The following is a 26,429-nucleotide window of genomic DNA, read 5'->3' as shown; positions in this document are numbered from 1 at the left end:
CTGGGGGCTAAACTCACCGCCGTGACGGCTAGAAGCGTGCGGGCGAGGCGCATCGGGTGGCCCGCCGTTCTCGCGGTCGCGTCGTTGCTCACGGTGATGTGCGTGAGCCTGCTGTTCGCGGCGATCCGCAACGACGACTCGATCGAAGCCCACCTCGGCACGGCCAACGCCACGGTCGAGTCGGTCGCCTTCGACCGCACGATCATCCAGTACGGCACCCCCGACGGCATCGTGCACAGCCCGCCCAACGGCGTGCTCTACCCGTCCGGCCTGTCCGCGGGCCAGCTCGTGCTGATCGAGTACGACGCGACCGACCCGGACCTGGCCCGGGTGGCCGGCCGCTCGGCCACGCTGACCCTGCTGCCGCTGGGCACGACCGTCCTGTTCACCTGGCTGATCGCCGGGCCGCTGCTGTGGTGGCTGCGCCGGCTGATCAAGCGCGACCGGGCCGCCCGCCCGGCCCCGGAGCCGGCCGCACTGCCGCTTTCCTGACCCGGGCCCGCACCGCGGCCGGTCGATCGAACCCGACCGAACCCGGCCGGGGCCCGGGAGCGCCGCCGCCCGGCCCCGGCCGCCTCAGGCCACCGTCGCGGTCTCCTGCCACCAGCCGAGGACCTCGTCGGCGACGCCCGGGGCGGCCACCAGCAGGCCGTCGGTCGGCAGCGCCGTGTCCTCGCCGTGCCGGTCCAGCACCACGGCGCCCGCTTCGATGGCCAGCGCGACCGAGCCCGCGACGTCCCACTCGTGGTAGCTGTGCAGCACCGCCGCGGCCGCGTGGCCCAGCGCCACCTGCGCGATCGACAGCGCCGCCGAGCCCAGCACCCGCACCCCGGCGTGCGCGGCCGCCGCGCGTTCGATGAAGCCGCCCATGCCCGGCCAGGGGCCCTTGCGGGCCAGCTCGGTGCAGACGATCGCGCCCGCGGTCACGCAGCGTTCGGCCAGGTGGATCGGCTTGCCGTTCGCGCGGGCGCCCCGGCCGCGGGCGGCGGCGTAGATCTGCGCGCGGTACGGGTCGGCGACCACGCCGACCACCGGTCCGGACGCGTCGACCAGGGCCAGGCTGTAGGCGCACCACGGCACCCCGGCCACGTAGTTGGCGGTGCCGTCCACGGAGTCGACGACCCAGCGGTACTCGGCCACGTCCGCGCCGTGGTCGGCGCCGAACTCGTGGCCGACCACCGGGATCCCGGGGAACTCGGCGGTCAGCACCCGGCGGGTGTGGCGTTCGAGGATGCGGTCGGTGTCGGTGACCCAGTCGAAGGGGGAGTCCAGGGTCGAAGGCCGGGCGCCTCGGCCGGCGGTCGCGGTGATCACGTCGGTGGCGTCGTTGGCCAGCCGGCCGGCCACCTCGAGCGCCCTCGAGAGCAGCCCCGGCTCCACGGGCTGCGACGGCCTGGAGGACAAGAGGGTCATGCCTGCTTAGTCTGGGCGGCGCTGGTTTACGGAGCACGACCTTGAGATGACATGTGGTGTCCGATCTGCCGACGGCGCGGCGGTGCCGCCAGTGTTCGGACACCGTTGGCTCGCGCGTCACGCGGGATTGGCCCGGCCCGCGCGCGCCGGTGCGACAGTGGCCGGGTGCGAGTCGCCATAGTCACCGAAAGTTTCCTGCCCCAGGTGAACGGCGTGACGAACTCCGTGCTGCGGGTGGTCGAGCACCTGGCCGACCGTGCCCACGAAGTGCTCGTGGTGGCGCCCGGGCCGGGCCCGGAGTCCTACCGCGGCGCCCCGGTCGTCCGCATCCCCGCCTTCGACGTGCCCGGCGTGCACTCGCTGCCGATCGGGCTGCCGACGCGCACGGTGCTGACCGCGCTGGCCGGCTTCGGGCCGGACGTGGTGCACCTGGCGTCGCCGTTCGTGGTCGGTGCCCGCGGGCTGGCCGCGGCGAGACGGCTGAGGGTGCCGACCGTCGCCGTCTACCAGACCGACATCGCCGGGTTCGCCGCCGCGTACGGCTTCGGCATCGGCGCCCGCGCGGCCTGGCGCTGGGTCCGCCGCGTGCACTCGCGGGCCGACCGGACGCTCGCGCCCTCCTCCGACGCCGCCGAGCAACTGCGGCGGCACGGCGTGCCCCGGGTGCACCAGTGGGCCCGCGGCGTGGACATCGAGCGGTTCTCGCCCGCGCACGCCGACCCCGTGCTCCGCGCCGAGCTGGCCCCGAACGGCGAGCTGCTGGTCGGCTTCGTCGGGCGGCTCGCGCCGGAGAAGGAGGTCGACCGGCTGATCGCGCTGGCCGACGTGCCGGGGGTGCGGCTGGTCGTGGTCGGTGACGGTCCGGAGCTGCCTGCGCTGCGTGAGCGCTTGCCTCGTGCGGCGTTCCTCGGCGCGAAGTACGGCGAAGAGCTTTCGGCCGCGTACGCCAGCCTCGACGTGTTCGTCCACACTGGACCGCACGAGACGTTCTGCCAGGCGGTGCAGGAGGCGATGGCGTCCGGGCGGCCGGTGCTCGCGCCCGCCGCGGGCGGCCCGAAGGATCTGGTGCTGCCCGGCCGCACGGGTTACCTGCTGCCCGCCGATCGGGCCGAATTCGGGCCCGCGCTGGTGGAGAAGGTCAACGCCCTGCGTGACCCGGCGCTGCGGGTGCGGCTGGGGGAGAAGGCGCGGAAGGTGGTGCTGGGCCGCACCTGGCCCGCGGTCTGCCACGAGCTCGTCGGGCACTACGAACAGGTGCGGGGCCGAGTCGCGCGCGCGGCCTGAGCGGCGTGCACATCGTCCAGCTCGCGAACTTCTACGGACCGCGCTCCGGCGGCCTGCGCACCGCGCTGCACCACCTCGGCGCGGGCTACGTGGCCGGCGGGCACCGGGTCACGCTGGTCGTGCCGGGCCCGCGGTACTCGGTCGAGCGGCTGCCCACCGGGGTTTCCCGGTACTCGCTGCCCGCGCCGCGGATCCCCGGCACCGGTGGCTACCGGGCGGTGGACCCGCACCGGGTCCGGGCCGTGCTGCGCCGGCTGCGGCCGGACCGGCTGGAGGTCTCGGACCGGTTGACGCTGCGGGGGATGGGGGTCTGGGCCCGCCGCCACGGCGTGCCCAGCACGGTCATCTCGCACGAACGGCTCGACCGGCTGCTGGAGCAGTTCCTGCTGCCCGGGCCGATCGCGCGCGCGGTCGCGGACGCCGCCAACCGCCGGATGGCGGCCGGCTACGACACGGTGGTCTGCACCACGGCGTTCGCCCGCGCGGAGTTCGACCGGATCGCGGTGCCGAACGTCCGGCGCGTCCCGCTGGGGGTCGACCTGGCCACGTTCGCACCGTCGAGGCGGGACGAGGGCTGGCGGCTCTCCCTGGCCGGCCGGGACGAGGCGTTGCTGGTCCACTGTGGACGGCTGTCGCCGGAGAAGCACGTGGAGCGCAGCGTCGACACCGTCGCCGAGCTGGCCGATTCGGGCCTGCGGGTCCGGCTGGTGATCGCCGGCGACGGACCGCGGCGGCGCGCGCTGGAACGCCGGGCCCGCGGGCTGCCGGTGACCTTCCTGGGCTTCCTGTCCGGGCGGACGGAGCTCGCGCGGCTGCTGGCCAGCGCGGACGTGTCGCTGGCGCCGGGCCCGCACGAGACCTTCGGGCTGGCCGCGCTGGAAGCGCTGGCCTCGGGGACGCCGGTGGTGGTCTCGGCCTCCTCGGCCCTGCGCGAGATCGTCGCCCCGGGCTGCGGCGCCGCGGTCGACGACCACGCGCCCGCGTTCGCCACCGCCGTCACCGGCCTGCTCGACCGCCCCGAGGAGCAGCGCCGCGCGGCCGCTCGGGCCCGAGCGGAGGAGTTCGCCTGGGCGGCTTCGGTGCGGGGAATGCTCGACGCGCTCGGCTGACCCGGGGGCGCGCGGTCCGGTCGGGACCGTCCTCACCCCCCACGCGGACCGGCCGGTTCCGCAGAACCGGCCCCCGGCCCCCGCACCGCCGTGGTTAGAGTTCAGGGCATGCCACGCGCCAGCTTGGACAAGGATCCGCACGAGGTCGCCGCGATGTTCGACGGTGTCGCGTCCGGTTACGACCGGGCCAACTCGTTCATGACGTTCGGCTTCGACCGGCGCTGGCGCACCACCACCGCGCGGGTGCTGGACGCCCAGCGCGGGGAGAAGGTGCTCGACCTCGCGGCCGGGACCGGGGTCTCCACGGTGGAGTACGCGCGGGGCGGGGCCTGGTGCCTGGCCGCGGACTTCTCCGTCGGCATGCTGCGGGCGGGTCTGCACCGCGAGGTCCCGATGGTCGCGGCCGACGCGCTGCACCTGCCGTTCGCCGACGAGTCCTTCGACGCCGTGACGATCTCGCTGGCGTTGCGCAACTTCGTGGACACCAAGGCCGCGCTGGTCGAGATCGCCCGGGTGGTCAGGCCGGGCGGGCGGCTGGTCGTCTGCGAAGTGTCGACGCCCACATTCGCACCGATCCGGTTCGTCTACCGGCGGTTCGTGCTCAAGCTGCTCACCTGGGTCGGCAGCCGGTCCTCGACCAACCCCGAGGCCTACTCCTACCTGGCCGAATCCATGCTCGCCTGGCCCGACCAGCGGGCGCTGGGGGAGATCGTCGCCGGCGCCGGCTGGACCGAGGTGGAGTGGCTGAACCTCACTTTTGGCGTCGTCGCGATTCATCGGGCCAAGAAGCCTTCTCTAAACTCGGCGGTATGAGCCCTCGTCGCAACCCGGACCACGACGCCGAAGTGATCGTGGTCGGCGCCGGACCGGCCGGATCCACCGCGGCCACCTACCTCGCCCGCGCGGGTGTCGACGTGCTGCTGCTGGAGAAGACCGAGTTCCCCCGGGAGAAGGTCTGCGGCGACGGGCTGACCCCGCGCGGGGTCAAGCAGCTGATCGACCTGGGCATCGACACCTCCACCGACGCGGGCTGGGTGCACAGCCGCGGCCTGCGCATCCTCACCGGTGAGCTGACGCTGGAGCTGGACTGGCCGGACCTCACCAGCTACCCGCCCTACGGCGTGTCCCGCACCCGTCAGGACTTCGACGACCTGCTGGCGAAGACCGCGGTGAAGGCCGGCGCCCGGCTGTACGAGCGCACCACCGTGACCAGCGCCATCACCAACGCCGCCGGGCGCGTGGTCGGGGTCGAGGCGAAGGTCGGTCCCGAGCGGACGCCGGTCAACTACCGCGCGCCGCTGGTGCTGGCCTGCGACGGCGTCTCCGCGCGGCTCGCGCTGAGCGTCGGCATCGACAAGAACGAGAAGCGCCCGATGGGCGTCGCCGTGCGCCGCTACTACAAGAGCCCGCGTCACGACGACCCGTTCATCGAGGGCCACCTGGAGCTGTGGGACCGCTCGGACCCGCGCGACCCGAAGCTGCTGCCCGGCTACGGCTGGGCCTTCCCGCTCGGCGACGGCACGGTCAACGTCGGGCTCGGGATGCTCTCGACCTCGGCCTCGTTCCGCAACACCGACTACCGCGCGCTGCTGCGTCAGTGGCTCGACGGGACGCCCGAGGAGTGGGGCTACCGCGAGGAGAACGCGATCGGCAAGGTCGGCGGCGCCGGGCTGCCGATGGGCTTCAACCGCACCCCGCACTACCGCGACGGGCTGCTGCTGCTCGGCGACGCGGGCGGCATGGTCAGCCCGTTCAACGGCGAGGGCATCTCCGCCGCGATGGAGTCGGCGCAGCTCGCGTCGGAGTTCGTGGTGCAGGCGCTGGCACGGGCCGAAGGCCCCTCGCGCGAGCGGGCGCTGGAGGGCTACCCGCGCGCGGTGGGCGAGCTGATGGGCGGCTACTACCGGCTCGGCAACGTGTTCGCGAAGCTGATCGGGAAGCCGAAGGTCATGCACGCCGCGACGAAGTACGGGTTGCGGATCAACAAGATCCTCCCGTTGGTGTACAAGGGACTTTCCGGCTGCTACGACGCCAAGGGCGGCGACGGCGTCGACCGCCTGATCGCCGCGCTGGCCCGCGCCACACCCAGCCCCCGCTGAAGCTCCGGCCCCGCGCCGCCGAGCCCCGTGCTGTCGGCTGGCCGAGCCCGGGGCACCGGCTGGCCGACCCCGGCCGGACCGGGGCGATCAAGGCCCCCTCCACCGCGTCCCCCGCGGTGGAGGGGGCCTTGGCCATGGGGCGGGCTACTCGGCTGGAGCAGTGGTTGCCCGGCCGGTCAGGTGGGATACGTCACAAGATCAGGTCCGGTATGTCCGCCGCCGGAGGGCCGGGGGAACCCCTTGTCGCTGGTCCCGAGAGCGCACCCGGGCGAGTCCCGCCGGGGCCGTCCGATCTAGTTAGGTAAGCCTTATACCACGGCCCCTAGGGACAACCGTGTGACTCGCGTCCTACACTCCCCCTATGCCTGTGAACCGCTTCACATCCACGACGAGTGGCTTGTGAACTATTTCACAAGCACCACCCGGACCGGCCACGGGCCGTAAGGGTGCCCTGACCCTCGGCGGTGTGACCCAGCTCCCTTAGGGTGCCGTCGAGGAAGCGGACCACCACCCGTAGAAGAACCCCGCAGCGGCGCGGAAAGGATGGCGAAAACCCCGTGCTGATGTCTCCCGTGCTGGCGCAGGCGGAGACCGTGGGAGCGGATGCTCCCGGTCTCAAGGTGTACCTGCCGCTCGTCCTGTTGTTCGTCCTCGCGGCGGCGTTCGCGCTGCTGTCGGTGCTGCTGGGCCCGATGGTCGGCCCGAGCCGGTACAACAAGGCCAAGACCTCGGCCTACGAGTGCGGGATCGAGCCCTCGCCGCAGCCGGTCGTCGGCGGTGGGCGGATGCCGGTGGCGTACTACATCACGGCGATGCTCTTCATCCTGTTCGACATCGAGATGGTCTTCCTCTACCCGTTCGCGGTGAACGCGAACGCGCTCGGTGTGTTCGGCCTGGTGGAGATCGTGCTGTTCATCGTTACGGTCGGGTTCGCGTACGCCTACGTGTGGCGGCGCGGCGGCCTGGATTGGAACTAGAGCCATGGGTCTCGAAGAGAAACTCCCCAACGGCATCCTGCTGGCCAGCCTCGAAGGACTGGTCAACTGGGCGCGCAAGAACTCGCTCTGGCCCGCCACCTTCGGCCTCGCCTGCTGCGCGATCGAGATGATGACGGTCGGCGGCTCCCGCTACGACATCGCCCGGTTCGGCATGGAGCGGTTCAGCGCCACCCCGCGCCAGGCCGACCTGATGATCGTGGCCGGCCGGGTGACCCAGAAGATGGCCCCGGTGCTGCGCCAGATCTACGACCAGATGGCCGAGCCGCGCTGGGTGCTGGCGATGGGCGTCTGCGCCTCCTCCGGCGGCATGTTCAACAACTACGCGGTGGTGCAGGGCGTCGACCACGTCGTACCGGTCGACATGTACCTGCCCGGCTGCCCGCCGCGGCCCGAGATGCTGCTCGACGCCATCCTCAAGCTGCACGCCAAGATCCAGGACGAGCCGCTGAACGCCCGCCGCGCCGCGATCCGCGCCGCCAGCGGGGCGCGCACCGAGCTGGTCCCGTCGTCGATCAAGTACGCGAAGAAGTGAGCCCGGTGCCCGAGAATCCCGCGTCCGAAACGCCCGAGCCCGGCGGAGCGCAGTCCAGCGCCGAGCGCCCCGAGGAGGGCTTGGAGCCCCGGGGCGTGAACCCGGCCGCCCCGGCCGAGTCCATGGTCGCCGGGCGCGCCCGCGAGGGCATGTTCGGCGTCAGCGGCAGTGGTGACACCTCCGGCTACGGCGGCGTGCGCCTGCCCGCGTACAGCCCGGCCCCGGCCGAGCGGCCCTACGGCGGCTGGTTCGACGAGTTCGCCGACGAGTTCCTCGCCGCGCTGGCCGACCACGACGTGCCCGCCGCCGCGGTCCTGCAGACCACGGTGCACCGCGGCGAGATCACCTTCTACGTCGCCCGCGAGCACCTGGTCGAGATCGCCCGCACCCTGCGCGACGACCCGGGCCTGCGCTTCGAGCTGCTCAGCTCGGTGTCCGGAGTGGACTACGGCGTGGACGTGCGGCAGCGGCTGCACTCGGTCTACCACTTCACCTCGATGACCTACCGGCGCCGGATCCGGCTGGAGGTCAGCCTCGAGATCGAGGACCCGCACGTGCCCTCGCTGGTCGGGCTGTACCCGACCGCCGACTGGCAGGAGCGCGAGGCCTGGGACATGTTCGGCATCCGCTACGACGGCCACCCGGCGCTGACCCGGATCCTCATGCCGGACGACTGGGACGGCCACCCCCAGCGCAAGGACTACCCGCTCGGCGGGATCCCGGTCGAATACAAGGGCGCGGAAATCCCGCCGCCGGACCAGCGGAGGTCGTACTCGTGAGCATCGACGACACCACCGAAACCAACGCCACCAACACTGCGGTCCCCGAGGCGGACAGCCGCGACACCACCGAAGGCCGCGTCTACACCGTTTCCGGCGGTGACTGGGACGACGTGGTCGGCGACGCTCAGCACGACGAGCGCATGGTGATCAACATGGGTCCGCAGCACCCTTCGACGCACGGGGTGCTCCGGCTCGTGCTGGAGATGGAGGGCGAGACCGTCACGCAGCTCCGGTCGGTGATCGGCTACCTGCACACCGGTATCGAGAAGAACTGCGAGTACCGGACCTGGACCCAGGGCGTCACCTTCGTCACGCGGATGGACTACCTGGCCCCCCTGTCCACGGAGATGGCGTACTGCCTCGGCGTGGAGAAGCTGCTCGGCATCCAGGCCCCGCCCCGGGCGGAGCTGCTGCGGGTAATGCTGCTGGAGATCAACCGGATCGGCTCGCACCTGGTCTACATCGCGACCGGCGGGATGGAGCTCGGCGCCACCACCGCGATGACGCTGGGCTTCCGCGAGCGCGAAGAGGTGCTGCACCTGCTGGAGCACCTGACCGGACTGCGGATGAACCACGCGTTCATCCGCCCCGGCGGGCTCGCGCAGGACATGCCGGCCGACTTCGCGGAGAAGGTCACCGAGTTCTGCCAGGTGATGGACAGCCGTCTTCCCCTGTACGACAAGCTGTTCACCGGCCAGCCGATCTGGCGCAACCGGCTCAAGGGCGTGGGTTACCTGCCGGTCGACGCGTGCCTCGCGCTCGGCGTCACCGGCCCGATCCTGCGCTCGGCCGGGCTGCCCTGGGACCTGCGCAAGACCGAGCCGTACTCCCGCTACGACGAGTTCGAGTTCGACATCCCGACCTCCAACGACGCGGACTGCTGGGCGCGGTACCTGATCCGCGTCGAGGAGATGCACCAGAGCCTGCGGATCATCAAGCAGGTGCTCAAGAAGCTCGAGCCGGGACCGGTCATGGTCGAGGACAAGAAGGTGGCCTGGCCGGCGCAGCTGTCGATCGGCAGCGACGGCATGGGCAACTCGCTCGAGCACGTCAGGAAGATCATGGGCCAGTCGATGGAATCGCTGATCCACCACTTCAAGCTGGTCACCGAGGGCTTCCACGTGCCGGCCGGGCAGGTCTACTCGCCGGTGGAGTCGCCGCGCGGCGAGATCGGCGCGCACCTGGTGTCCGACGGCGGCACCCGGCCGCTGCGCGTGCACATGCGGGAGCCGAGTTTCGTGAACCTGCAGTCGATGCCCGCGATGTCCGAGGGCGGGCTGGTGGCCGACGTGATCGCCGCGATCGCGTCGATCGACCCGGTGATGGGGGGAGTGGACCGATGACGAGTTCGACGGCGATGCCCGAGCCGGGGTCGCACGGCGCGAAGACGACGTACGCCGCCTCGGGTGGTGACACCGACGTGACCGGTATCGCGCCGGATCCCGCCGTGGCCGAGGGCGTCCTGGCGGATCACCCGGCCGAGGACGTCTTCGACCAGGACGTGCACGCCAAGGCGAAGAACCTGATCGCCCGCTACCCGATGTCGCGCTCGGCGCTGCTGCCGCTGCTGCACCTGGTGCAGTCGGTGCAGGGTTACGTCAGCCAGGAGGGCATCGCCTTCTGCGCCCGGCAGCTCGAGCTCTCCGACGCCGAGGTCAGCGCGGTCGCGACGTTCTACACCATGTACAAGCGCCGCCCGTGCGGCGAGCACCTGGTGAGCGTCTGCACCAACACGCTGTGCGCGGCGCTGGGCGGCGACGACATCTACCGGAAGCTGCAGACGCACCTCGGCTCGGCCGAAGCGCCGCTGGGGCACGAGGAGACGGCGGGCCCGCCGGACGAGCCGGGCTCGATCACCCTCGAGCACGCCGAGTGCCTGGCCGCCTGCGACCTCGCCCCGGTGCTGCAGGTCAACTACGAGTACTTCGACAACCAGACGCCGGAGAAGGCGGTCGCGCTGGTCGACGCGCTGCAGGCGGGCCAGAAGCCGGCCCCCACGCGCGGCGCCCCGCTGACCGACTTCAAGGGGGCGGAGCTACAGCTCGCCGGGTTCTTCCCGGAGGACGTGGACCGCTACCGCGGTGACGTCGACGGTCCTTCGCAGGCCGTCGAAACCCTGCGCGGCGCGCAGATCGCGAACGAGCGCGGCTGGACCGCGCCGGCGGCCCAAGACGTCCCGCTGCCGGTGCTGCCCGCCCGAGAAGGGGAGAAGAAGTAATGCCTGATCCCATTACTCCGGTCCTCACCAAGCGCTGGCTGTCGCCGAACTCCTGGCGCCTGGAGACCTACGAACGGCTGGAGGGCTACACCGCGGCGCGCAAGGCGCTGGCCGGCACGCCCGAGCAGCTGGTCCAGGTGGTCAAGGACTCCGGGCTGCGCGGCCGCGGCGGCGCGGGCTTCCCGGCCGGCGTCAAGTGGTCGTTCATGCCACCGAACTTCGACAAGCCGCACTTCCTGGTGATCAACGCCGACGAGGGCGAGCCGGGCACGTGCAAGGACATCCCGCTGATGATGGCGGACCCGCACTCGCTGATCGAGGGCTGCATCATCGCCTCGTACGCGATGCGGTCGAACCACTGCTTCATCTACGTCCGTGGTGAGGCGCTGCACTGCATCCGCCGGCTCAACGCGGCGACGCGCGAAGCGTACGAGGCCGGATACCTGGGCAAGAACGTCTTCGGCTCCGGCTACGACCTCGAGCTGACCGTGCACGCCGGCGCCGGCGCGTACATCTGCGGCGAGGAGACGGCGCTGCTGGACTCGCTCGAAGGCCGCCGCGGCCAGCCCCGGCTCAAGCCGCCGTTCCCGGCCGCCGCGGGCCTCTACGCCGCGCCGACCACGGTGAACAACGTGGAGACGATCGCCTCCGCGCCCTACATCGTGAACGCCGGCTCGGCCTGGTTCCGCGAGATGGGCCGGGAGAAGTCGCCCGGCCCGAAGATCTACTCGATCTCCGGCCACGTCGAGAAGCCCGGCCAGTACGAGTGCCCGCTCGGCACCACGCTGCGCGAGCTGCTGGAGCTGGCGGGCGGGATGAAGGACGGCATCCCGCTCAAGTTCTGGACCCCGGGCGGCTCGTCCACGCCGATGTTCACCGCCGAGCACCTCGACACCCCGCTCGACTTCGAGGGGGCGGCCGAGGCCGGCTCGATGCTCGGCACCACCGCGGTGCAGGTCTTCAACGAGACCGTCTCCGTGCCGTGGGCCGTGATGAAGTGGACGCAGTTCTACGAGCACGAATCCTGCGGCAAGTGCACGCCGTGCCGCGAGGGCACGTACTGGCTCGCGCAGATCCTGGAACGCATGGTGGCGGGTCACGGCACCGCTGAGGACATCGACACCCTGCTGGACGTCTGCGACAACATCTTCGGCCGCTCGTTCTGCGCGCTCGGTGACGGCGCGGTGTCGCCGATCCAGAGCGGGATCAAGTACTTCCGCGAGGAGTTCCTCGCGCTGTGCGAGAAGAACCAGGCCGCCCAGCCCGAACTGGTGGGAGCACCGGCATGACGATCGCCCCCGACAAACCGGCCACTCAGGAGACCCCGGTCCCCGAAGGCCACGTCAAGCTGGTCATCGACGGGGAAGAGGTCATCGCGCCCAAGGGCGAGCTGCTGATCCGCACCGCCGAGCGGCTCGGCACGGTGATCCCGCGGTTCTGCGACCACCCGCTGCTCGACCCGGCCGGGGCCTGCCGCCAGTGCCTGGTCGAGGTGGAGATGGGTGGCCGGCCGATGCCGAAGCCGCAGGCCTCCTGCACGATGACGGTCGCCGACGGCATGGTGGTCAAGACCCAGCTGACCTCGGCCGTCGCCGACAAGGCGCAGCAGGGCGTGATGGAGCTGCTGCTGATCAACCACCCGCTGGACTGCCCGATCTGCGACAAGGGCGGTGAGTGCCCGCTGCAGAACCAGGCGCTGGCCCACGGCCGCACCGAATCGCGGTTCGTCGACACCAAGCGCACGTTCCCGAAGCCGCTGCCGATCTCCACGCAGGTGCTGCTGGACCGCGAGCGCTGCGTGCTGTGCCAGCGCTGCACCCGGTTCTCCGCGCAGGTGGCCGGCGACCCGTTCATCGAGCTGCTCGAACGCGGCGCGCACCAGCAGATCGGCACCGCCGAGACCGCGGACGTGCTGGACCTGGCCTCGCGCACGACGAGCGGCCAGCCGTTCCAGAGCTACTTCTCCGGCAACGTGATCCAGATCTGCCCGGTGGGCGCGCTGACCAGCGCCGCGTACCGGTTCCGGTCCCGGCCGTTCGACCTGGTCTCGGCGCCGGGGGTGTGCGAGCACTGCTCCTCCGGCTGCGCCGAGCGCACGGACTTCCGGCGCGGCAAGGTGCAGCGCAAGCTGGCCGGCGACGACCCGGAGGTGAACGAGGAGTGGCTGTGCGACAAGGGCCGCTTCGGTTTCCGGTACGCCCAGGCCGGTGACCGCCTCCGCCGCCCGCTGGTCCGCAACTCCGGCGGCGAGCTGGAGGAGACCTCCTGGACCGACGCGCTGCGCGTGGCTGCCGAGGGCCTGGCGAAGGCCCGCGACGGCCAGGGCGCCGGCGTGCTCACCGGTGGCCGGCTGACGGTCGAGGACGCGTACGCCTACGCCAAGTTCGCGCGGATCGCGCTGCGCACCAACGACATCGACTTCCGGGCCCGCCCGCACTCGGCCGAGGAGCTGGCGTTCCTCACCTCGGCCGTGCTGGGCACCACCCCCGAGGACGGGGTCACCTTCGGCGAGATCGAACGGGCCCGCACGGTCCTGTGCGTGGCCTTCGAACCGGAGGACGAGGCGCCGATCGTGTTCCTGCGGCTGCGCAAGGCGGCCCGCAAGAACCGCACCCGGGTCGTCCACTTGGGACAGTGGACCACCTCCTCGGTGCGCAAGACCTTCGGCGAGCTGCTGGCCTGCCTGCCGGGTGGCGAGGCGGCGGCGGTGGACGGCATCGCGCAGCACGCGGCCGACCTCGACGCCGCGCTGCGGGCCGAGGGCGCGGTGATCCTGGTCGGCGAGCGCGCGGCCGAGGTCCCGGGCCTGTTCTCCGCGCTGCGCCGGCTCACCGGGCGCACGGGCGCGCGGCTCGCGTGGATCCCGCGCCGGGCCGGCGAACGCGGCGCCCTGGAGGCCGGTTGCGCGCCGACGCTGCTGCCGGGCGGCCGTTCGGTCACCGACGCCGAAGCTCGCGCCGAGGTCGAAAAGCTCTGGGGCGCTTCGCTTCCCGTCCAGGCGGGCCGCGACACCACGGGCATCCTCGAAGCCGCGTCCGCGCGGCAGCTCGACGCGCTGCTGGTCGGCGGCGTCGACCCGGCCGACCTGCCCGACCCCGACCTGGCCCGGCGCGCGCTGGACAACGCCGGGTTCGTGGTCAGCCTGGAACTGCGGGCGAGTGAGGTGACCGAGCGGGCCGACGTGGTCCTGCCGATCGCGCCGACGGTGGAGAAGGCGGGCAGCTTCCTCAACTGGGAAGGCCGCCGCCGCCCGTTCGACATCACCCTCGAGGGCACCGGCGCACTGGCCGACGGCCGGGTGCTCGACACCCTCGCCGTGGAGATGGACGCCGACCTGTTCACCCAGACCCCGGCCGCCGCGGCCGCCGACCTGGCCCGGTTGGGCCGGGGCGTGGTCGACGGCGGGCGGGTCGAAGCCGCTCCGGCGGCGGCGAACCGGCCCGCGACCGGTCAGGCGCTGCTGTCGACCTGGCGCCAGCTCATCGACAACGGCTCGCTGCAGGACGACGAGCCGCACCTCAAGGGCACCCAGCGCCGGTCCGTCGCCCGGCTCTCGGCGAAGACGGCCGAGGGCCTCGGGGGCACCGTCCGCGTGTCCACCGAGCGCGGCGCGATCACGCTGCCGGTCGAGGTCGCCGACCTGCCCGACGGGGTCGTGTGGCTCCCGGGCAATTCCGACGGCTCCGCCGTCCGCGCCGACCTCGGCGCGGGCCACGGCGCGCTGGTGCAGATCTCCGGAGGTGAACTGTGAGCCCGCAGCTCATGCCGTTCCTGGGCCAGGTGCCGGCCGCGTTCCCGGACGCCGCCGAGCGGGCTCGCCTGCTCGCCGACGACCCGTGGTGGCTGGTGCTGATCAAGGCCGTGGTCATCCTGCTGATCGGACCGGTCCTGACGATCTTCCTGATCGTCTGGGAGCGCAAGGCGGTCGGCCGGATGCAGAACCGGCCCGGCCCCAACCGGGTCGGGCCCGGCGGGTACCTGCAGTCGCTGGCCGACGCGATCAAGCTCCCGTTCAAGGAGCAGATCATCCCGGACACCGCCGACCGCAAGGTGTACTTCCTGGCCCCGGTGCTCGCGGCCGTGCCCGCGCTGATCGCGCTCGCGGCCATCCCGTTCGGCCCGGTGGTGTCGATCTTCGGTGAGCGGACCACGCTGCAACTGGTCGACCTGCCGGTGGGCGTGCTGGTGATCCTCGCCTGCTCCTCGATCGGCGTCTACGGCATCGTGCTGGCCGGCTGGGCCTCGGGCTCGCCGTACCCGCTGCTGGGCGCGCTGCGCTCGACCGCGCAGGTGATCTCCTACGAGATCGCGATGGGTCTCTCGATCGTCGCGGTGATCCTGTACTCGGGCACGCTGTCCACCTCCGGGATCGTCGACGCCCAGGCGCACGGCTGGTACTTCTACATGCTCATCCCGAGCTTCGTGATCTACCTGATCTCGATGGTCGGCGAGACCAACCGCGCCCCGTTCGACCTGGCCGAGGCCGAGTCGGAGCTGGTCGGCGGCTTCCACACCGAGTACAGCTCGATGAAGTTCGCGATGTTCTTCCTCGCCGAGTACGTCAACATGGTGATCGTCTCGGCCTTCTGCACCACGCTGTTCCTGGGCGGCTGGCGCTTCCCGTTCGTCGGCGAGGACTCGGCGCTGAACCAGAACTGGTGGCCGATGCTCTGGTTCTTCGCGAAGACCTTCGTCCTGCTGTTCTGCTTCATCTGGCTGCGCGGCACGCTGCCGCGCATGCGCTACGACCAGTTCATGCGCCTGGGCTGGAAGGTCCTGGTGCCGGTCAACCTGGTCTGGATCGTCGTGGTGGTCGCCATCAAGACCGTCCAGTGGAGCTGGCCGCAGATCCTGGTCGGGATCGGCATCGTCCTGGTCGTGCTGGTGCTGCTGAGCCTGGCGCTGCCGGAGAAGAAGGTGCCGAACGACGACTACGTGCCGATCACCGGCAGCGGCCACCCGCTGCCGCCGTTGGACCTGAAGGTCCCCGAGAGCACTCCGCGCCAGAAGGCGCTGGCCAAGGCGGAGGCGAGGGCCGCCCGGCGGGCCCCGGCCGCCGTCGGCACCGCAGCACAGGAAGGGGCAGAAGATGGCCGCGACTGACTTCCTCAATCCCATCAAGGGTTTCGGCGTCACCTTCGCGATGATGTTCAAGAAGGTCGCCACCGAGGAGTACCCGGAGGCCGGGGCCCCGGCCGCGCCGCGCTACCACGGGCGCCACCAGCTCAACCGGCACCCGGACGGGCTGGAGAAGTGCGTGGGCTGCGAGCTGTGCGCCTGGGCCTGCCCGGCCGACGCGATCTTCGTCGAGGGCGGGAACAACACCGAGGAGGCGCGGTTCTCCCCGGGTGAGCGCTACGGCGCGGACTACCAGATCAACTACCTGCGCTGCATCGGCTGCGGCCTGTGCATCGAGGCCTGCCCGACCCGGTCCCTGACGATGATCAACTTCTACGAGCTGGCCGACGACGACCGCCAGCGGCTGATCTACACCAAGGAAGACCTGCTCGCCCCGCTGCTGCCCGGTATGGAGCAGCCGCCGCACCCGATGCGGCTGGGCGAGAACGAGCAGGACTACTACGTGAACGGGCCCGAACTGCTGGCGGACTCCCCGGCCGGCACCGGGGCCACCGCGGCGCAGGAGGGCGGGAAATGATCTCGGCCCTCCTCGCGCAGGCCCCCGCCGCGGCCGCCGCCTCGGTCTCGACCGGCGAGGCCATCGCGTTCTGGATCCTCGGCCCGGTCTGCCTGCTCGGCGCCCTGGGCATGATCTTCTCCCGCAACGCCGTGCACTCGGCGCTGTGGCTGGTGCTCACGATGCTGAGCCTGGGCGCGCTCTACATGACGCAGTCCGCGCCGTTCCTCGGGTTCACGCAGATCATCGTCTACACCGGCGCGATCATGATGCTGTTCCTGTTCGTGCTGATGCTGGTCGGCCGCGAGAGCTCCGACTCGGTGGTCGAGGTGCTGCGCGGGCAGCGGATGGCCGCGACGCTGCTGGGCATCGGGCTGGCCGCGCTGATCGCCGCCGGGTTGTTCCGCTCGCTGGTGAACGTGACCCCGGCCGCGCCGCTCGACCCGTACACCCCGGCCGGCGGGGCCGCGGGCGGGCTGGGCCGGCTGATCTTCACGCAGTACCTGTTCCCGTTCGAGCTGACCTCGGCCCTGCTGATCACCGCCGCGCTCGGCGCGATGGTGCTGGCCTTCACCGACCGGCACGCCAAGGGCGGCAAGCTCTCCCAGCGCGAGCTGGTGGTGCTGCGCTTCCGCGGCGAGCACGACCGCCCGTCGCCGCTGCCCGGACCGGGTGTGTTCGCCACGGCCAACTCGGTGGCCACCCCGGCGTTGCTGCCCGACGGCACGATCGCCCCGGATTCGCTTTCGGCGATCATCGAGTCCACCTCGGCCGTGCAGCTCCTGCGCGACCGCAACCTCGTCGCCGATGCGGTCCCGAAGCCGGACGCGCACGCGCTGGTCGGCGCGGACTCCCCAGAAGCCGGTGCGGAGAAGGAAGGGGAAGGCAAGTGACCCCGACCTACTACCTGCTGCTGTCGGCGTTGCTGTTCGCCATCGGCGCCGTGGGCGTCCTGGTCCGCCGGAACGCGATCGTGGTGTTCATGTGCATCGAGCTGATGCTGAACTCGGTGAACCTCACCCTGGTCACCTTCGCCCGGATCAACGGCGGACTCGACGGCCAGGTGATGGCGTTCTTCGTGATGGTCGTGGCCGCCGCCGAAGTCGTGGTGGGCCTGGCGATCATCATGTCGATCTTCCGCACCCGGCGCTCGGCCTCGGTCGACGACACCAACCTGCTTAAGTACTGAGAGGGCGAGCGTGACCGCATCATCGTGGCTGCTGGTGGCCCTCCCGGCCCTCGGCGCGCTGATCCTGCTGCTGGCCGGGAAGCGTTCGAGGGCGTGGGGGCACCTGCTCGGCACCGCCATCCTCGTCGCCGCCTTCGTCTACGGCCTGATCCTGTTCTTCGGCTTCGACGGAAAATCCACTGTGGACACCAAGCTGTTCTCGTGGATCCCGGTCGGGCAGCTCCAGGTGGACTTCGGCCTGCGCATCGACGCGCTGTCGCTCACCTTCGTGCTGCTGATCACCGGTGTCGGCATGCTGATCCACTTCTACTCGATCGGCTACATGGCCGACGACGAGGGCCGGCACCGCTTTTTCGCGTACCTGAACCTCTTCATCGCCTCCATGCTGATCCTGGTGCTGGGCAACAGCTTCGTGACGCTGTACCTCGGCTGGGAGGGCGTCGGCCTCGCCTCGTACCTGCTCATCGGCTGGTACCAGGACCGCCCGTCCGCGGCCACCGCGGCGAAGAAGGCGTTCCTGATGAACCGCGTCGGTGACGTCGGGCTGGCGCTGGCGATCTTCCTGATGTTCAAGTACGTCGGGTCCACCGGTTACGCGCAGGTCTTCGACGGTGTGGCCAACGGCAAGGTCCCGCCGGCCGCGATCACCGCGATCGCGATCCTGCTGCTGCTGGGCGCCTGCGGCAAGTCCGGGCAGTTCCCGCTGCAGGCCTGGCTGCCGGACGCGATGGAGGGCCCGACCCCGGTCTCGGCCCTGATCCACGCGGCCACGATGGTCACCGCCGGGGTCTACCTGGTCGCCCGCTCGAACGTGATCTTCAGCGCGACCCCGGACGGGCGGCTGGTCGTCACCCTGGTCGGGGCGGTGACCCTGCTGCTCGGGTGCGTCGTCGGCTGCGCCTACGACGACATCAAGAAGGTGCTCGCCTACTCCACGGTCAGCCAGATCGGCTACATGATGCTGGCCGTGGGCCTCGGTCCCGGCATCTACGCGCTGGGCATCATGCACCTGGTCGCGCACGGCTTCTTCAAGGCCGGGCTGTTCCTCGGGGCCGGCTCGGTCATGCACGGCATGAACGACGAGGTCGACATGCGCAAGTTCGGCGGCCTGGCCAAGAAGATGCCGATCACCTTCGTCACCTTCGGCCTCGGCTACCTGGCGCTGATCGGCTTCCCGTTCCTCACCGGGTACTACACCAAGGACGCGATCATCGAGGCGGCGTTCGGCCAGGAGGGCTGGCGCGGCTGGGTGTTCGGCCTCGCGACCGTGCTCGGCGCCGGGCTCACCGCGTTCTACATGACCCGGCTGATGATGATGACCTTCTTCGGCAAGCCGCGCTGGAAGGGGATCAAGAGCACCGCGCACCTGCTCGATCCCACCGGCGAATCTTCGGAGGGGCGCGAGTTCCACCCGCACGAGTCCAAGCCGGTGATGTGGGTGCCGATGGTCATCCTGGCCGTCGGCTCGGTCGGCGCCGGCGCGTTCTTCGCCATCGGCAACCGGTTCGTGAACTGGCTGTCCCCGGTGGTCGGCCCGTTCGAGGAGGCCGAGCACGCGCCGATCCCGTCCTGGACGGTCCCGGTGGCCACCCTGGTGCTGGCCGCGCTCGGCGTGCTCGTCGCGGTGCTGCTCTTCCGGCCCTCGCGCGAGATCCCGGTGCAGCGCCCGGAGCGGGTCGCCTGGCCGGTCCGGGCGGCGCGCAAGGACCTCTACGGCAACGCCCTCAACGAGACGCTGGTCGCCCGCCCGGGCACCTGGCTCTCGCGGGCGCTGGTGTACGTCGACAACCGCGGGGTGGACGGGGCGGTCAACGGACTGGCCGCGGCCCTCGGCGGCGGGTCCGGCCGGTTGCGGCGCCTGCAGACCGGCTTCGTCCGGTCGTACGCGCTGTCCATGCTCGGCGGCACGTTCCTGCTGCTCGCGGCCCTTCTGCTGGTGAGGTTCTCCTGACATGACTTGGCTTCTGGCGCTCATCCTGCTGCCGCTGGCGGGCTCGCTGGTGCTGGCGTTCCTGAAGGGGAACGACCGGGCCGCGATCGCGACCGCGCTGGTCGTGTCCATCGTGGAGTTCCTGCTGATCATCCCGTTCTGGGCGAGCTACTCGCCCTCGGGGGACCGGATCCAGCAGGCGAGCACGATGGACTGGATCCCCAGCTTCGGCATCCACATCTCGTTCGGCACCGACGGCATCTCGCTGATCATGATCGCGGTGATCGCCCTGCTGGTGCCGATCGTGGTCGGCGGCCTCGGCCTCACCGACAAGCTCCCGGCCGGCCGCAGCGCCGGTGGGTTCCTGTCGCTGATCCTGCTGCAGGAGGCCCTCACCATCGGCGTCTTCGCGGCGACCGACGTGTTCCTGTTCTACGTGCTGTTCGAGATCATGCTGATCCCGATGTACTTCCTGATCGGCGGCTACGGCGGCGCGAACCGGCAGTACGCCGCGGTGAAGTTCTTCCTGTACTCCTTCCTCGGCGGCCTGATCATGCTGGCCTCGGCGATCGGCGCGTACTCGCTGTCCTCGGACAAGCTGGGCCACGGCACGTTCGACTGGGCCACCCTGGTCACCGTGGTGCGCGACGCGCCGACCGGCACGCAGGTCTGGCTGTTCTTCGGCTTCTTCCTGGCCTTCGCGATCAAGGCGCCGCTGGTGCCGTTCCACACCTGGCTCCCGGACGCGGCCGGGCAGGCGCCGATCGGCGTCGCCGTGCTGCTGGTGGGGGTGCTGGACAAGGTCGGCACGTTCGGCTTCCTGCGCTACTGCCTGCCGATGTTCCCCGAGGCGAGCAAGACCCTGGCCCCGCTGGTGCTGGTGCTCTCGGTGATCGGCGTGCTCTACGGCTCGATCCTGGCCGCCGGGCAGTCGGACATGAAGCGGTTCCTCGCCTACGTCTCGATCGCCCACTTCGGCTTCATCGCGCTGGGCATCTTCACCTTCAACGAGCAGGCCATGGTCGGCTCGGTGTCGTACATGCTCAACCACAGCCTCTCCACCGGCATGCTGATCGTGGTGGTCGGCCTGATCGTGCGCCGCGGCGGCTCCACCCGGATCGCCGACTACGGCGGCATGGCCAAGCTGACCCCGCTGCTCGGCGGGATGCTGCTGATCGCCGGGTTGTCCGCGCTTTCGCTGCCGGGCACCAACTCGTTCGTGAGCGAGTTCCTGGTGCTGCTGGGGTCCTTCGTGGACCACCCGGTGTACACCATCATCGCGACGGTGGGCATGGTGCTGGCCGCGGCCTACGTGCTCTGGCTCTACCAGCGGGTCATGCAGGGACCGGTGCGCGGTGAAGCGCTGCTCCCGCCGCTGTCCGCCGGTCCCGCCGGTGGTTCGTCCACTGTGGAATCGGGCGGCTCGGTCGCCACGGCGGTCCAGCCGGAGCTGGGGGCCGTGAAGGCCGTCAAGGACCTCGGGGTGAGGGAGATCGCCATCCTCGCCCCGCTGGTCATCCTGATCATCGGGCTGGGCTTCTACCCCAAGCCGGTGCTCGACACGATCACCCCGTCGGTGCAGGCGACCCTGTCTGCCGTGCAGGGAGGCAAGTAACCCGTGCTTGACATGTTCCTGGCGCAGGCGCAACAGCCGTTGCCGACGCCGTCGATCGACTACGCCTCCGTGCTGCCGATGCTGATCATCCTCGGCATGGCCTGCGTCGGCGTGCTGGTGGAGGCGTTCGCGCCGAAGGCGGTCCGGTGGGGGATCCAGGTGGCCGTCTCGGTCATCGGGATCGTCGCCGCCGGGGTCTCGCTGATCCTGTACGCCACCGGCAGCTCCCCGGCCGCGGGTCTGACCACCTTCGCCGGCGCCATTTCGGTGGACCGCCCGTCGCTGTTCCTCTGGGGCACGCTGCTGCTGCTCTCGCTCGGCGCGGTGTTCCTGATCGCGGAGCGGAAGGTGGAGCCGGGCGGCGCGTTCGTCGCGCAGGCGGCGATCAGCCCCGGCACCGTGCAGGACCGAGCCCAGGCCGGCCCGACCACGGCCTCGCAGACCGAGGTGTTCCCGCTGACGCTGTTCGCCCTCGGCGGCATGATGGCGTTCTGCGCGGCCAACGACCTGCTGACCATGTTCATCGCCCTCGAGGTGCTGAGCCTGCCGCTGTACCTGATGTGCGGTCTGGCCCGGCGCCGCCGGCTGATCTCGCAGGAGTCGGCGGTCAAGTACTTCCTGCTCGGCGCGTTCTCCTCGGCGTTCTTCCTCTACGGCCTCGCGCTGCTCTACGGCTACGCGAACTCGGTGAAGCTGGCCGACATCGCCAACGCCGCGGCCGGCTCGGACCGCTCGGACACCCTGCTGTTCGCCGGACTCGGCCTGCTGGTGGTGGGCCTGCTGTTCAAGGGCTCGGTCGGCCCGTTCCACACCTGGACCCCGGACGTCTACCAGGGCGCCCCGACCCCGGTCACCGGGTTCATGGCGGCCTGCACGAAGGTCGCGGCCTTCGGCGGCATCCTGCGCGTGCTGTCGGTGGCGTTCTCCTCGACCAGCTGGGAGTGGCGCGGGGTCCTGTGGGCCGTGGCGATCGTCTCGATGCTGATCGGCGCGGTGCTGGGCCTGACCCAGACCGACGTGAAGCGCATGATCGCCTACTCCTCGATCGCCCACGCGGGCTTCCTGCTGGTGGGCGCGATCGCGATGACCGAGAACGGCTTGTCCAGCACCCTGTTCTACCTGCTGGCCTACGGCTTCACGACCCTCGCGGCGTTCGGCGTGATCAGCCTGGTCCGCGACGGCAGCGGGGAGGCGACGCACCTGTCGGCGTGGGCGGGGCTGGCCAAACGCTCGCCGGTGCTGGCCGGGGTGTTCACGTTCCTGCTGCTGGCGCTGGCGGGAATTCCGCTGACCAGCGGGTTCGTCGGCAAGTTCGTGGTGTTCTCGGCCGCGCTGTCGGACGGGATGGCGCCGCTGGTGGTGGTGGCGCTGGTGTTCAGCGCCGTGGCCGCGTTCTTCTACCTGCGGGTGATCGTGCTGATGTACTTCTCGGAGCCGGCCGCGGACGGCCCCACGGTGACGGTCCCGGGCGGCTTCACCACGGCGGCCATCGCGCTGGGAGTGGTGGTGACGCTGGTGCTCGGGGTGGTGCCTTCGTTCGCACTCAGCTGGGCTTCTTCGGGTGGGTTCGCTTCCTAGAGTTTTCACGCCAGGGTTTCACTCAAGGGTTTCGCGCAAGCGAAGGCCGCCACGGGATTTCCGTGGCGGCCTTCGTTCGTTTTCGGCTCGAAGACGGGCTCCGAGCCCCGCCGCGGGGTTACGGCGTCGGGGAGCAGGCGGTGCGGCCGACGGTTACCGAGCCCGTGCTGCCGGACGCCGGAAGCAGGTCGAAGCGGAGCATGGTGAGGCTGACGCTGCCGTCGCCGGGCAGGGTCTGGACGTTGAACACCGCGTTGGCCAGCACGGTGCCGTTCGAGCTGGTCAGGGGCCGGACGTAGTTCGCCGGCACCGGCGAGGGGAGGGCGGCGGTGCCCGAGAGGCCGCTCAAGCTCCAGCTCGCGTGGGTTTGCGTGCGGGTCGCGGCGCAGGTGGCGGTGTAGCCCGACAGGCGCAAACGCGGGCCGCCCGCGCCGACCAGGGCGGAGAGCTCGAAGTTCTTGCCGTTGGCGGTGGACGTCCTGGTGGTCAGGTGGCTGGCCGGGTCGGTCGTCTCGGTCCCGCAGGTGGTCGTGCCGCCGCCGAAGCTCAGCCCGGACCTGGCGACCGGGCCCGAACTGCCGCTGACCGGGCCCCCGACTGCACAGGGGGCGAGCGTGGGCACGGTGACCCGGGCCGAAGCCTTGGTGAAGTCGGCGCCACCCAGGTCCGCGAGACCGGCGGCGATGGCCGGGGTGAGCACCCGAGCCGCACCGGGCGCATCGGAAGCCCCCGCCGTCCCAGTCGCCTCGGTCGTCACGGTCACGCCGGCGGCCCCGAACCCGGCGGCCTGGGCCGTCCCCGCACCGGTCAGGACGCCTCCGGTCACCAGTACCGCGCCGATCAGTCCGGCTCCCCGGAAGGTGGTGTTGCGCATGCTGCTCTCCTCGCTGCTGCCCGAGAGACCCGTGGCAAACGGCCTCCGGGTGACTATCCGCGGGTCCGATTCACCCGTTGCGCTGCCGCGGCGCCCGATCACTCGTCCGGGCGAGGGATCAACCCGTTCGTGGTCGCCGGGCCGGGCCGGTGGCGGCGGGCCGCTCGAAATGGGCCCGCTGTCATGTTCGTCACCGTTTACCCAGGACAGCGGGTAAACGACGCCCCAGGGGTAAGCACTACCCTGAAAGCAGAAACCGACCGGCGCATGAGAGAGCGGAGCCGACGTGTCTGTGTCTTCACCACCCCCGGGGGCGGGACCCGCCGCGGCTCGGGCTGGCGCTGTCGAGGACCTGCGCGCGACCGTCGGGCTGCAGATCGAGGACGAGCAACTGCTGCGGAGCATCGCGGGCGGGCTCGCCGAGGTGGAGACGCTGCTGCGCGACGTGGTGAAGAGCGACGTGCAGGCGGTCCACGACGCGGCGTTGCACCTGGTCGAAGCCGGGGGCAAGCGCTTTCGCCCGCTGTTCACGCTGCTGTCCTCGCAGTTCGGGCCCAAGCAGGGGGAGCCGGTGGTCGTGGCGGCGGCCGCGGTGGAACTGGTGCACCTCGCGACGCTCTACCACGACGACGTGATGGACGAGGCGACCATGCGGCGCGGCGCGGAGAGCGTCAACGCGCGCTGGGACAACACCGTCGCCATCCTCACCGGCGATTTCCTGTTCGCGCACGCCTCCCGGCTGGTCGCCGACCTCGGCACGGACGCGGCCCGGATCATCGCCGAGACGTTCGGCGAGCTGGTCACCGGGCAGATGCGCGAGACGGTCGGCCCCGGGCCCGGCGACGACCCGGTCGAGCACTACCTGACCGTGATCGCGCAGAAGACCGGTTCGCTGATCGCCACCTCCGGCCGGTTCGGCGGCATGATGTCCGGGGCCGAGGGCGACCACGTCCAGGCCCTGCGCCGGTTCGGCGACATCGTGGGCACCGCGTTCCAGATCTCCGACGACATCATCGACATCGCCTCGCCCTCGGCCGAGCTGGGCAAGGCCCAGGGCACCGACCTGCGGGAGGGCGTCCGCACCCTGCCCATGCTGTACGCGCTGGCCGACCCGGACACCGACCCGCGGCTGACCGAGCTGCTGGCCGGCCCCATCGCCGAAGACGCGCTGGTCGAAGAGGCCCTGGAGCTGCTACGCCGGTCCAGTGGCCTCGAACGCGCGCGGGTCACCCTTTCCGACTACGCTTCGCGGGCACGTTCCGAGCTCGCTGCGCTGCCCGCTTCCCCCGCGCGGGACGCCTGCGAGTCGGTCGCCGACCACATGGTCGCGCGCACGCACTAAAGGGGCAGGGAAGATGTCCATTTTCGGACAGGTTTGGCTCTGGAGCCTGTTGGCGTTCTTCGTCGGGGTGCTCCTCACCTGGCTGGTGCTGGTCCTGCCCGCACGCAAGCGCACCCGTGAGCTGGAACAGGCACTGACCGCGGCCCACGCCGAGTCGGCCCGGACGCCGGCCAACGCCGGGTCCCTCGGCGGCGGCACGGCGCTGCTCTCGCCGGTGGACGAGGACGAGTTCTCCGCGCCCGAGCCGCCCGCCGCCCCTTCGTGGGACCGCGAGCAGAGCCCGACCGAGCTGATCCAGCGCGCGGAGCCGGAGCCCCGGGAGCCCGCCGCCGTCGAGAACCGGCTCGGCGGGTTCGAGCCGGAGGCGGAGTACGAGGCGGAATACCGCACCGCGGCCGAGCCGGTGGCCCCGGAGCCGGTGGCCCGAGAGACCACTGTGGAGGCTGACCTTCCGCAGGAACGGGACCGGGAAAGGGAATCCGAGCCAGCTACCCGGCAGATCGACCCCGATTCGGTGTACCGGGCCGCCGCCACCGAGTACCTCAGCCCGGTTTCCGACCAGCCGGACCCGGGCCAGGCCGAGGCCGGGGCGCACCAGCCGGACCGGTTCGAGGACTTCGAGGACAGCGGGCGCGGCAGCTTCCAGGAGGTCGGTCTTCGGGCCGGCGACGCCGGTCACCACGAGGCCGATCGGCGCGAAGACACCGAAGACCGCGAAGAAGACGCGTTCGCGGACTTCGACAGCGGCCGTCACGCTGAGGCCGGGCACGATCTTCACCCGGAGGCCGAGCCCAGCCGTCACGCGGCGGCCGAACCCGAGACCGGGGGCAGCCACCACGCCGCCGAGACGACTTCACTGTTCACCCGGATCGAGCCGGAGCCCGAGGACTCGTTCTCGAACCGGCTGGAGCCCGAGGAAGACCCCTCGTTCGGCCGCTTCGGCGGCGAAACCGGTTCCGGGCGGCCGGAGCCGGAAGCCGAGGCGGGGTCCGCGTTCGGCCGGCTCGAACCGGAGTCCGATGTGGACTTCAGTTCCGCGCCCGGGTCCGGATCGGACTTCGGCCGGTCGCCGGAGCCCGGGTCGAGCTTCGGCCGGCTCGAACCGGAAACCGAGGCGGAGCCGGTCTCGCTGTTCCAGCCCGCGAAGCCTGCCGACCCGCGGTCCGAACCGGCCTGGTTCGAGCGCTCGGCCTCGGGCGCGGACCGTTCGCCGTTCGAGGAGCCCGCCGGTGACGGCTTCCTCGGCCAGTCCTCGTCCCCCGAGCCCGTGAACCCGTCGCCCGGGCCGCCGGAATCCGAGTCCGCCGGGCCCTTCGACGGCGACCTCGTGGCCGGGGACGGGCCGATCGACTCCACCCAGGTGCTGCCCAAGCGCCAGCCGCGGGAGGCACCGCGGGGCGGGTTCGAGCCGCCGCGGCCGATCCAGCCGTCGATGCGGCCGGTCGAGCGCCGGGAGCCGGAGCTGACGGGCACGCAGAGCGGTTCGCTGTTCGAGCCCTCCGTGCCGCCGAACCCAGGAGTGGCCGCGCCGTTGAACGCGCCCGAGCCGCCGCCCGCGCGTCAGGTGACCGGCGACGCGGTGCCGCCCGGTCCGTTCGGCCCCGGTTCGGCCATGCCGCGGCCCGGCGGCGGCCGGCCGTCGGACAACTTCGCGGTGAAGGCGAGCGTGACGGCGTTGCGCTACTGCACCGAAGAGTCGCCCCAGTTCCCGCGGATGGTGGCCGAGGTCTGGTTCCGCACCGCGTCCGACGCCGAGCGGGTCGGGTTCCGCCCGCTGTCCTGAGTCTTGAGTCCACATCGGACACGGAAGAGGCCCACCGTCCGAACCCGG

Annotated in this window: 23 protein-coding genes; 21 read left to right on the top strand and 2 right to left on the bottom strand. The window is 71.3% G+C overall.

The genetic code is table 11. From position 1 onward, the window contains the following. Window positions 1-21: 21 nt before the first annotated feature. Window positions 22-492, top strand: coding sequence for a DUF3592 domain-containing protein (locus tag NYF13_RS02950; protein WP_315653948.1), 471 nt, complete (start codon window positions 22-24; stop codon window positions 490-492). Window positions 493-576: 84 nt separating this feature from the next. On the opposite strand, the gene NYF13_RS02945 is transcribed toward NYF13_RS02950, so the two are convergent. Further along, window positions 577-1,413, bottom strand: coding sequence for an inositol monophosphatase (locus NYF13_RS02945; protein ID WP_315653947.1), 837 nt, complete (start codon window positions 1,411-1,413; stop codon window positions 577-579). Between the two features lie 165 nt (window positions 1,414-1,578). Between NYF13_RS02945 and NYF13_RS02940 the strand changes: the two genes are divergently transcribed. From NYF13_RS02940 to nuoN, 18 genes are all read left to right on the top strand, one after another. Continuing rightward, on the top strand, window positions 1,579-2,697 hold the full coding sequence (locus NYF13_RS02940) for a glycosyltransferase family 1 protein (RefSeq protein ID WP_315653945.1): 1,119 nt from the start codon (window positions 1,579-1,581) through the stop codon (window positions 2,695-2,697). Between the two features lie 5 nt (window positions 2,698-2,702). After that, window positions 2,703-3,806 carry a glycosyltransferase gene (locus NYF13_RS02935; protein ID WP_315653942.1) on the top strand — a complete coding sequence of 368 codons (1,104 nt, stop codon included), beginning with the start codon at window positions 2,703-2,705 and terminating at the stop codon, window positions 3,804-3,806. 108 nt (window positions 3,807-3,914) lie between these two features. Then, entirely contained in the window at window positions 3,915-4,619 is a 705-nt protein-coding gene (locus tag NYF13_RS02930) for a demethylmenaquinone methyltransferase (RefSeq protein WP_315653941.1), read from the top strand. Further along, window positions 4,616-5,905, top strand: a complete 1,290-nt coding sequence (locus NYF13_RS02925; RefSeq protein ID WP_315653940.1) for a geranylgeranyl reductase family protein — start codon at window positions 4,616-4,618, stop codon at window positions 5,903-5,905. The genes NYF13_RS02930 and NYF13_RS02925 overlap by 4 nt, the downstream gene beginning before the upstream one ends. Window positions 5,906-6,468: 563 nt before the next feature. Continuing rightward, on the top strand, window positions 6,469-6,882 hold the full coding sequence (locus tag NYF13_RS02920) for an NADH-quinone oxidoreductase subunit A (RefSeq protein ID WP_315657171.1): 414 nt from the start codon (window positions 6,469-6,471) through the stop codon (window positions 6,880-6,882). Between the two features lie 4 nt (window positions 6,883-6,886). Then, the gene (locus NYF13_RS02915) at window positions 6,887-7,435 is read left to right on the top strand and encodes an NADH-quinone oxidoreductase subunit B family protein (protein ID WP_315653938.1); all 549 of its coding nucleotides are present in this window, start codon (window positions 6,887-6,889) and stop codon (window positions 7,433-7,435) included. Between the two features lie 5 nt (window positions 7,436-7,440). Next, entirely contained in the window at window positions 7,441-8,214 is a 774-nt protein-coding gene (locus NYF13_RS02910) for an NADH-quinone oxidoreductase subunit C (protein WP_315653936.1), read from the top strand. Beyond that, window positions 8,211-9,560: an NADH-quinone oxidoreductase subunit D gene (locus NYF13_RS02905; RefSeq protein WP_315653934.1), complete on the top strand. Its 1,350-nt coding sequence runs from the start codon at window positions 8,211-8,213 to the stop codon at window positions 9,558-9,560. The genes NYF13_RS02910 and NYF13_RS02905 overlap by 4 nt, the downstream gene beginning before the upstream one ends. Continuing rightward, window positions 9,557-10,435: an NADH-quinone oxidoreductase subunit NuoE gene (gene nuoE, locus NYF13_RS02900; RefSeq protein ID WP_315653931.1), complete on the top strand. Its 879-nt coding sequence runs from the start codon at window positions 9,557-9,559 to the stop codon at window positions 10,433-10,435. Before NYF13_RS02905 ends, nuoE begins: the two co-directional genes overlap by 4 nt. Then, window positions 10,435-11,724, top strand: a complete 1,290-nt coding sequence (gene nuoF, locus NYF13_RS02895; protein ID WP_315653927.1) for an NADH-quinone oxidoreductase subunit NuoF — start codon at window positions 10,435-10,437, stop codon at window positions 11,722-11,724. Before nuoE ends, nuoF begins: the two co-directional genes overlap by 1 nt. Then, entirely contained in the window at window positions 11,721-14,186 is a 2,466-nt protein-coding gene (locus NYF13_RS02890; protein WP_315653924.1) for an NADH-quinone oxidoreductase subunit G, read from the top strand. Before nuoF ends, NYF13_RS02890 begins: the two co-directional genes overlap by 4 nt. Before the next feature lie 11 nt (window positions 14,187-14,197). Next, window positions 14,198-15,538: an NADH-quinone oxidoreductase subunit NuoH gene (gene nuoH / locus NYF13_RS02885; protein WP_315657169.1), complete on the top strand. Its 1,341-nt coding sequence runs from the start codon at window positions 14,198-14,200 to the stop codon at window positions 15,536-15,538. Further along, window positions 15,525-16,091 (top strand): NADH-quinone oxidoreductase subunit NuoI, encoded by a 567-nt coding sequence (gene nuoI / locus NYF13_RS02880; RefSeq protein WP_315653923.1) that lies wholly within the window; start codon window positions 15,525-15,527, stop codon window positions 16,089-16,091. Before nuoH ends, nuoI begins: the two co-directional genes overlap by 14 nt. Then, window positions 16,088-16,963 carry an NADH-quinone oxidoreductase subunit J gene (locus NYF13_RS02875; RefSeq protein ID WP_315653921.1) on the top strand — a complete coding sequence of 292 codons (876 nt, stop codon included), beginning with the start codon at window positions 16,088-16,090 and terminating at the stop codon, window positions 16,961-16,963. Before nuoI ends, NYF13_RS02875 begins: the two co-directional genes overlap by 4 nt. Then, window positions 16,960-17,259, top strand: coding sequence for an NADH-quinone oxidoreductase subunit NuoK (gene nuoK / locus NYF13_RS02870; RefSeq protein WP_315653920.1), 300 nt, complete (start codon window positions 16,960-16,962; stop codon window positions 17,257-17,259). Before NYF13_RS02875 ends, nuoK begins: the two co-directional genes overlap by 4 nt. Before the next feature lie 10 nt (window positions 17,260-17,269). Further along, entirely contained in the window at window positions 17,270-19,210 is a 1,941-nt protein-coding gene (nuoL, locus tag NYF13_RS02865; RefSeq protein WP_315653919.1) for an NADH-quinone oxidoreductase subunit L, read from the top strand. Window position 19,211: 1 nt separating this feature from the next. Beyond that, entirely contained in the window at window positions 19,212-20,804 is a 1,593-nt protein-coding gene (locus tag NYF13_RS02860) for an NADH-quinone oxidoreductase subunit M (RefSeq protein WP_315653918.1), read from the top strand. Between the two features lie 3 nt (window positions 20,805-20,807). Beyond that, a complete protein-coding gene (nuoN, locus tag NYF13_RS02855; RefSeq protein ID WP_315653917.1) occupies window positions 20,808-22,382 on the top strand; it encodes an NADH-quinone oxidoreductase subunit NuoN in 1,575 nt (524 codons plus the stop codon). Window positions 22,383-22,500: 118 nt separating this feature from the next. On the opposite strand, the gene NYF13_RS02850 is transcribed toward nuoN, so the two are convergent. After that, window positions 22,501-23,256: a hypothetical protein gene (locus NYF13_RS02850; RefSeq protein WP_315653916.1), complete on the bottom strand. Its 756-nt coding sequence runs from the start codon at window positions 23,254-23,256 to the stop codon at window positions 22,501-22,503. 292 nt (window positions 23,257-23,548) lie between these two features. Here NYF13_RS02850 and NYF13_RS02845 point away from each other — a divergent pair, with 292 nt between their 5' ends. Together NYF13_RS02845 and NYF13_RS02840 are read left to right on the top strand one after the other, a co-directional pair. Then, window positions 23,549-24,598: a polyprenyl synthetase family protein gene (locus NYF13_RS02845; RefSeq protein ID WP_315657166.1), complete on the top strand. Its 1,050-nt coding sequence runs from the start codon at window positions 23,549-23,551 to the stop codon at window positions 24,596-24,598. 13 nt (window positions 24,599-24,611) lie between these two features. Further along, a complete protein-coding gene (locus NYF13_RS02840) occupies window positions 24,612-26,381 on the top strand; it encodes a hypothetical protein (RefSeq protein ID WP_315653915.1) in 1,770 nt (589 codons plus the stop codon). Window positions 26,382-26,429 lie beyond the last annotated feature (48 nt).

Origin of the sequence: Amycolatopsis sp. PS_44_ISF1, from assembly GCF_032335455.1 — a bacterium.
In the GTDB taxonomy this organism is placed as follows: Bacteria; Actinomycetota; Actinomycetes; order Mycobacteriales; family Pseudonocardiaceae; genus Amycolatopsis.
Note: the sequence above shows the minus strand (reverse complement) of the source record. Positions and strands in the feature narration are given on the sequence as shown.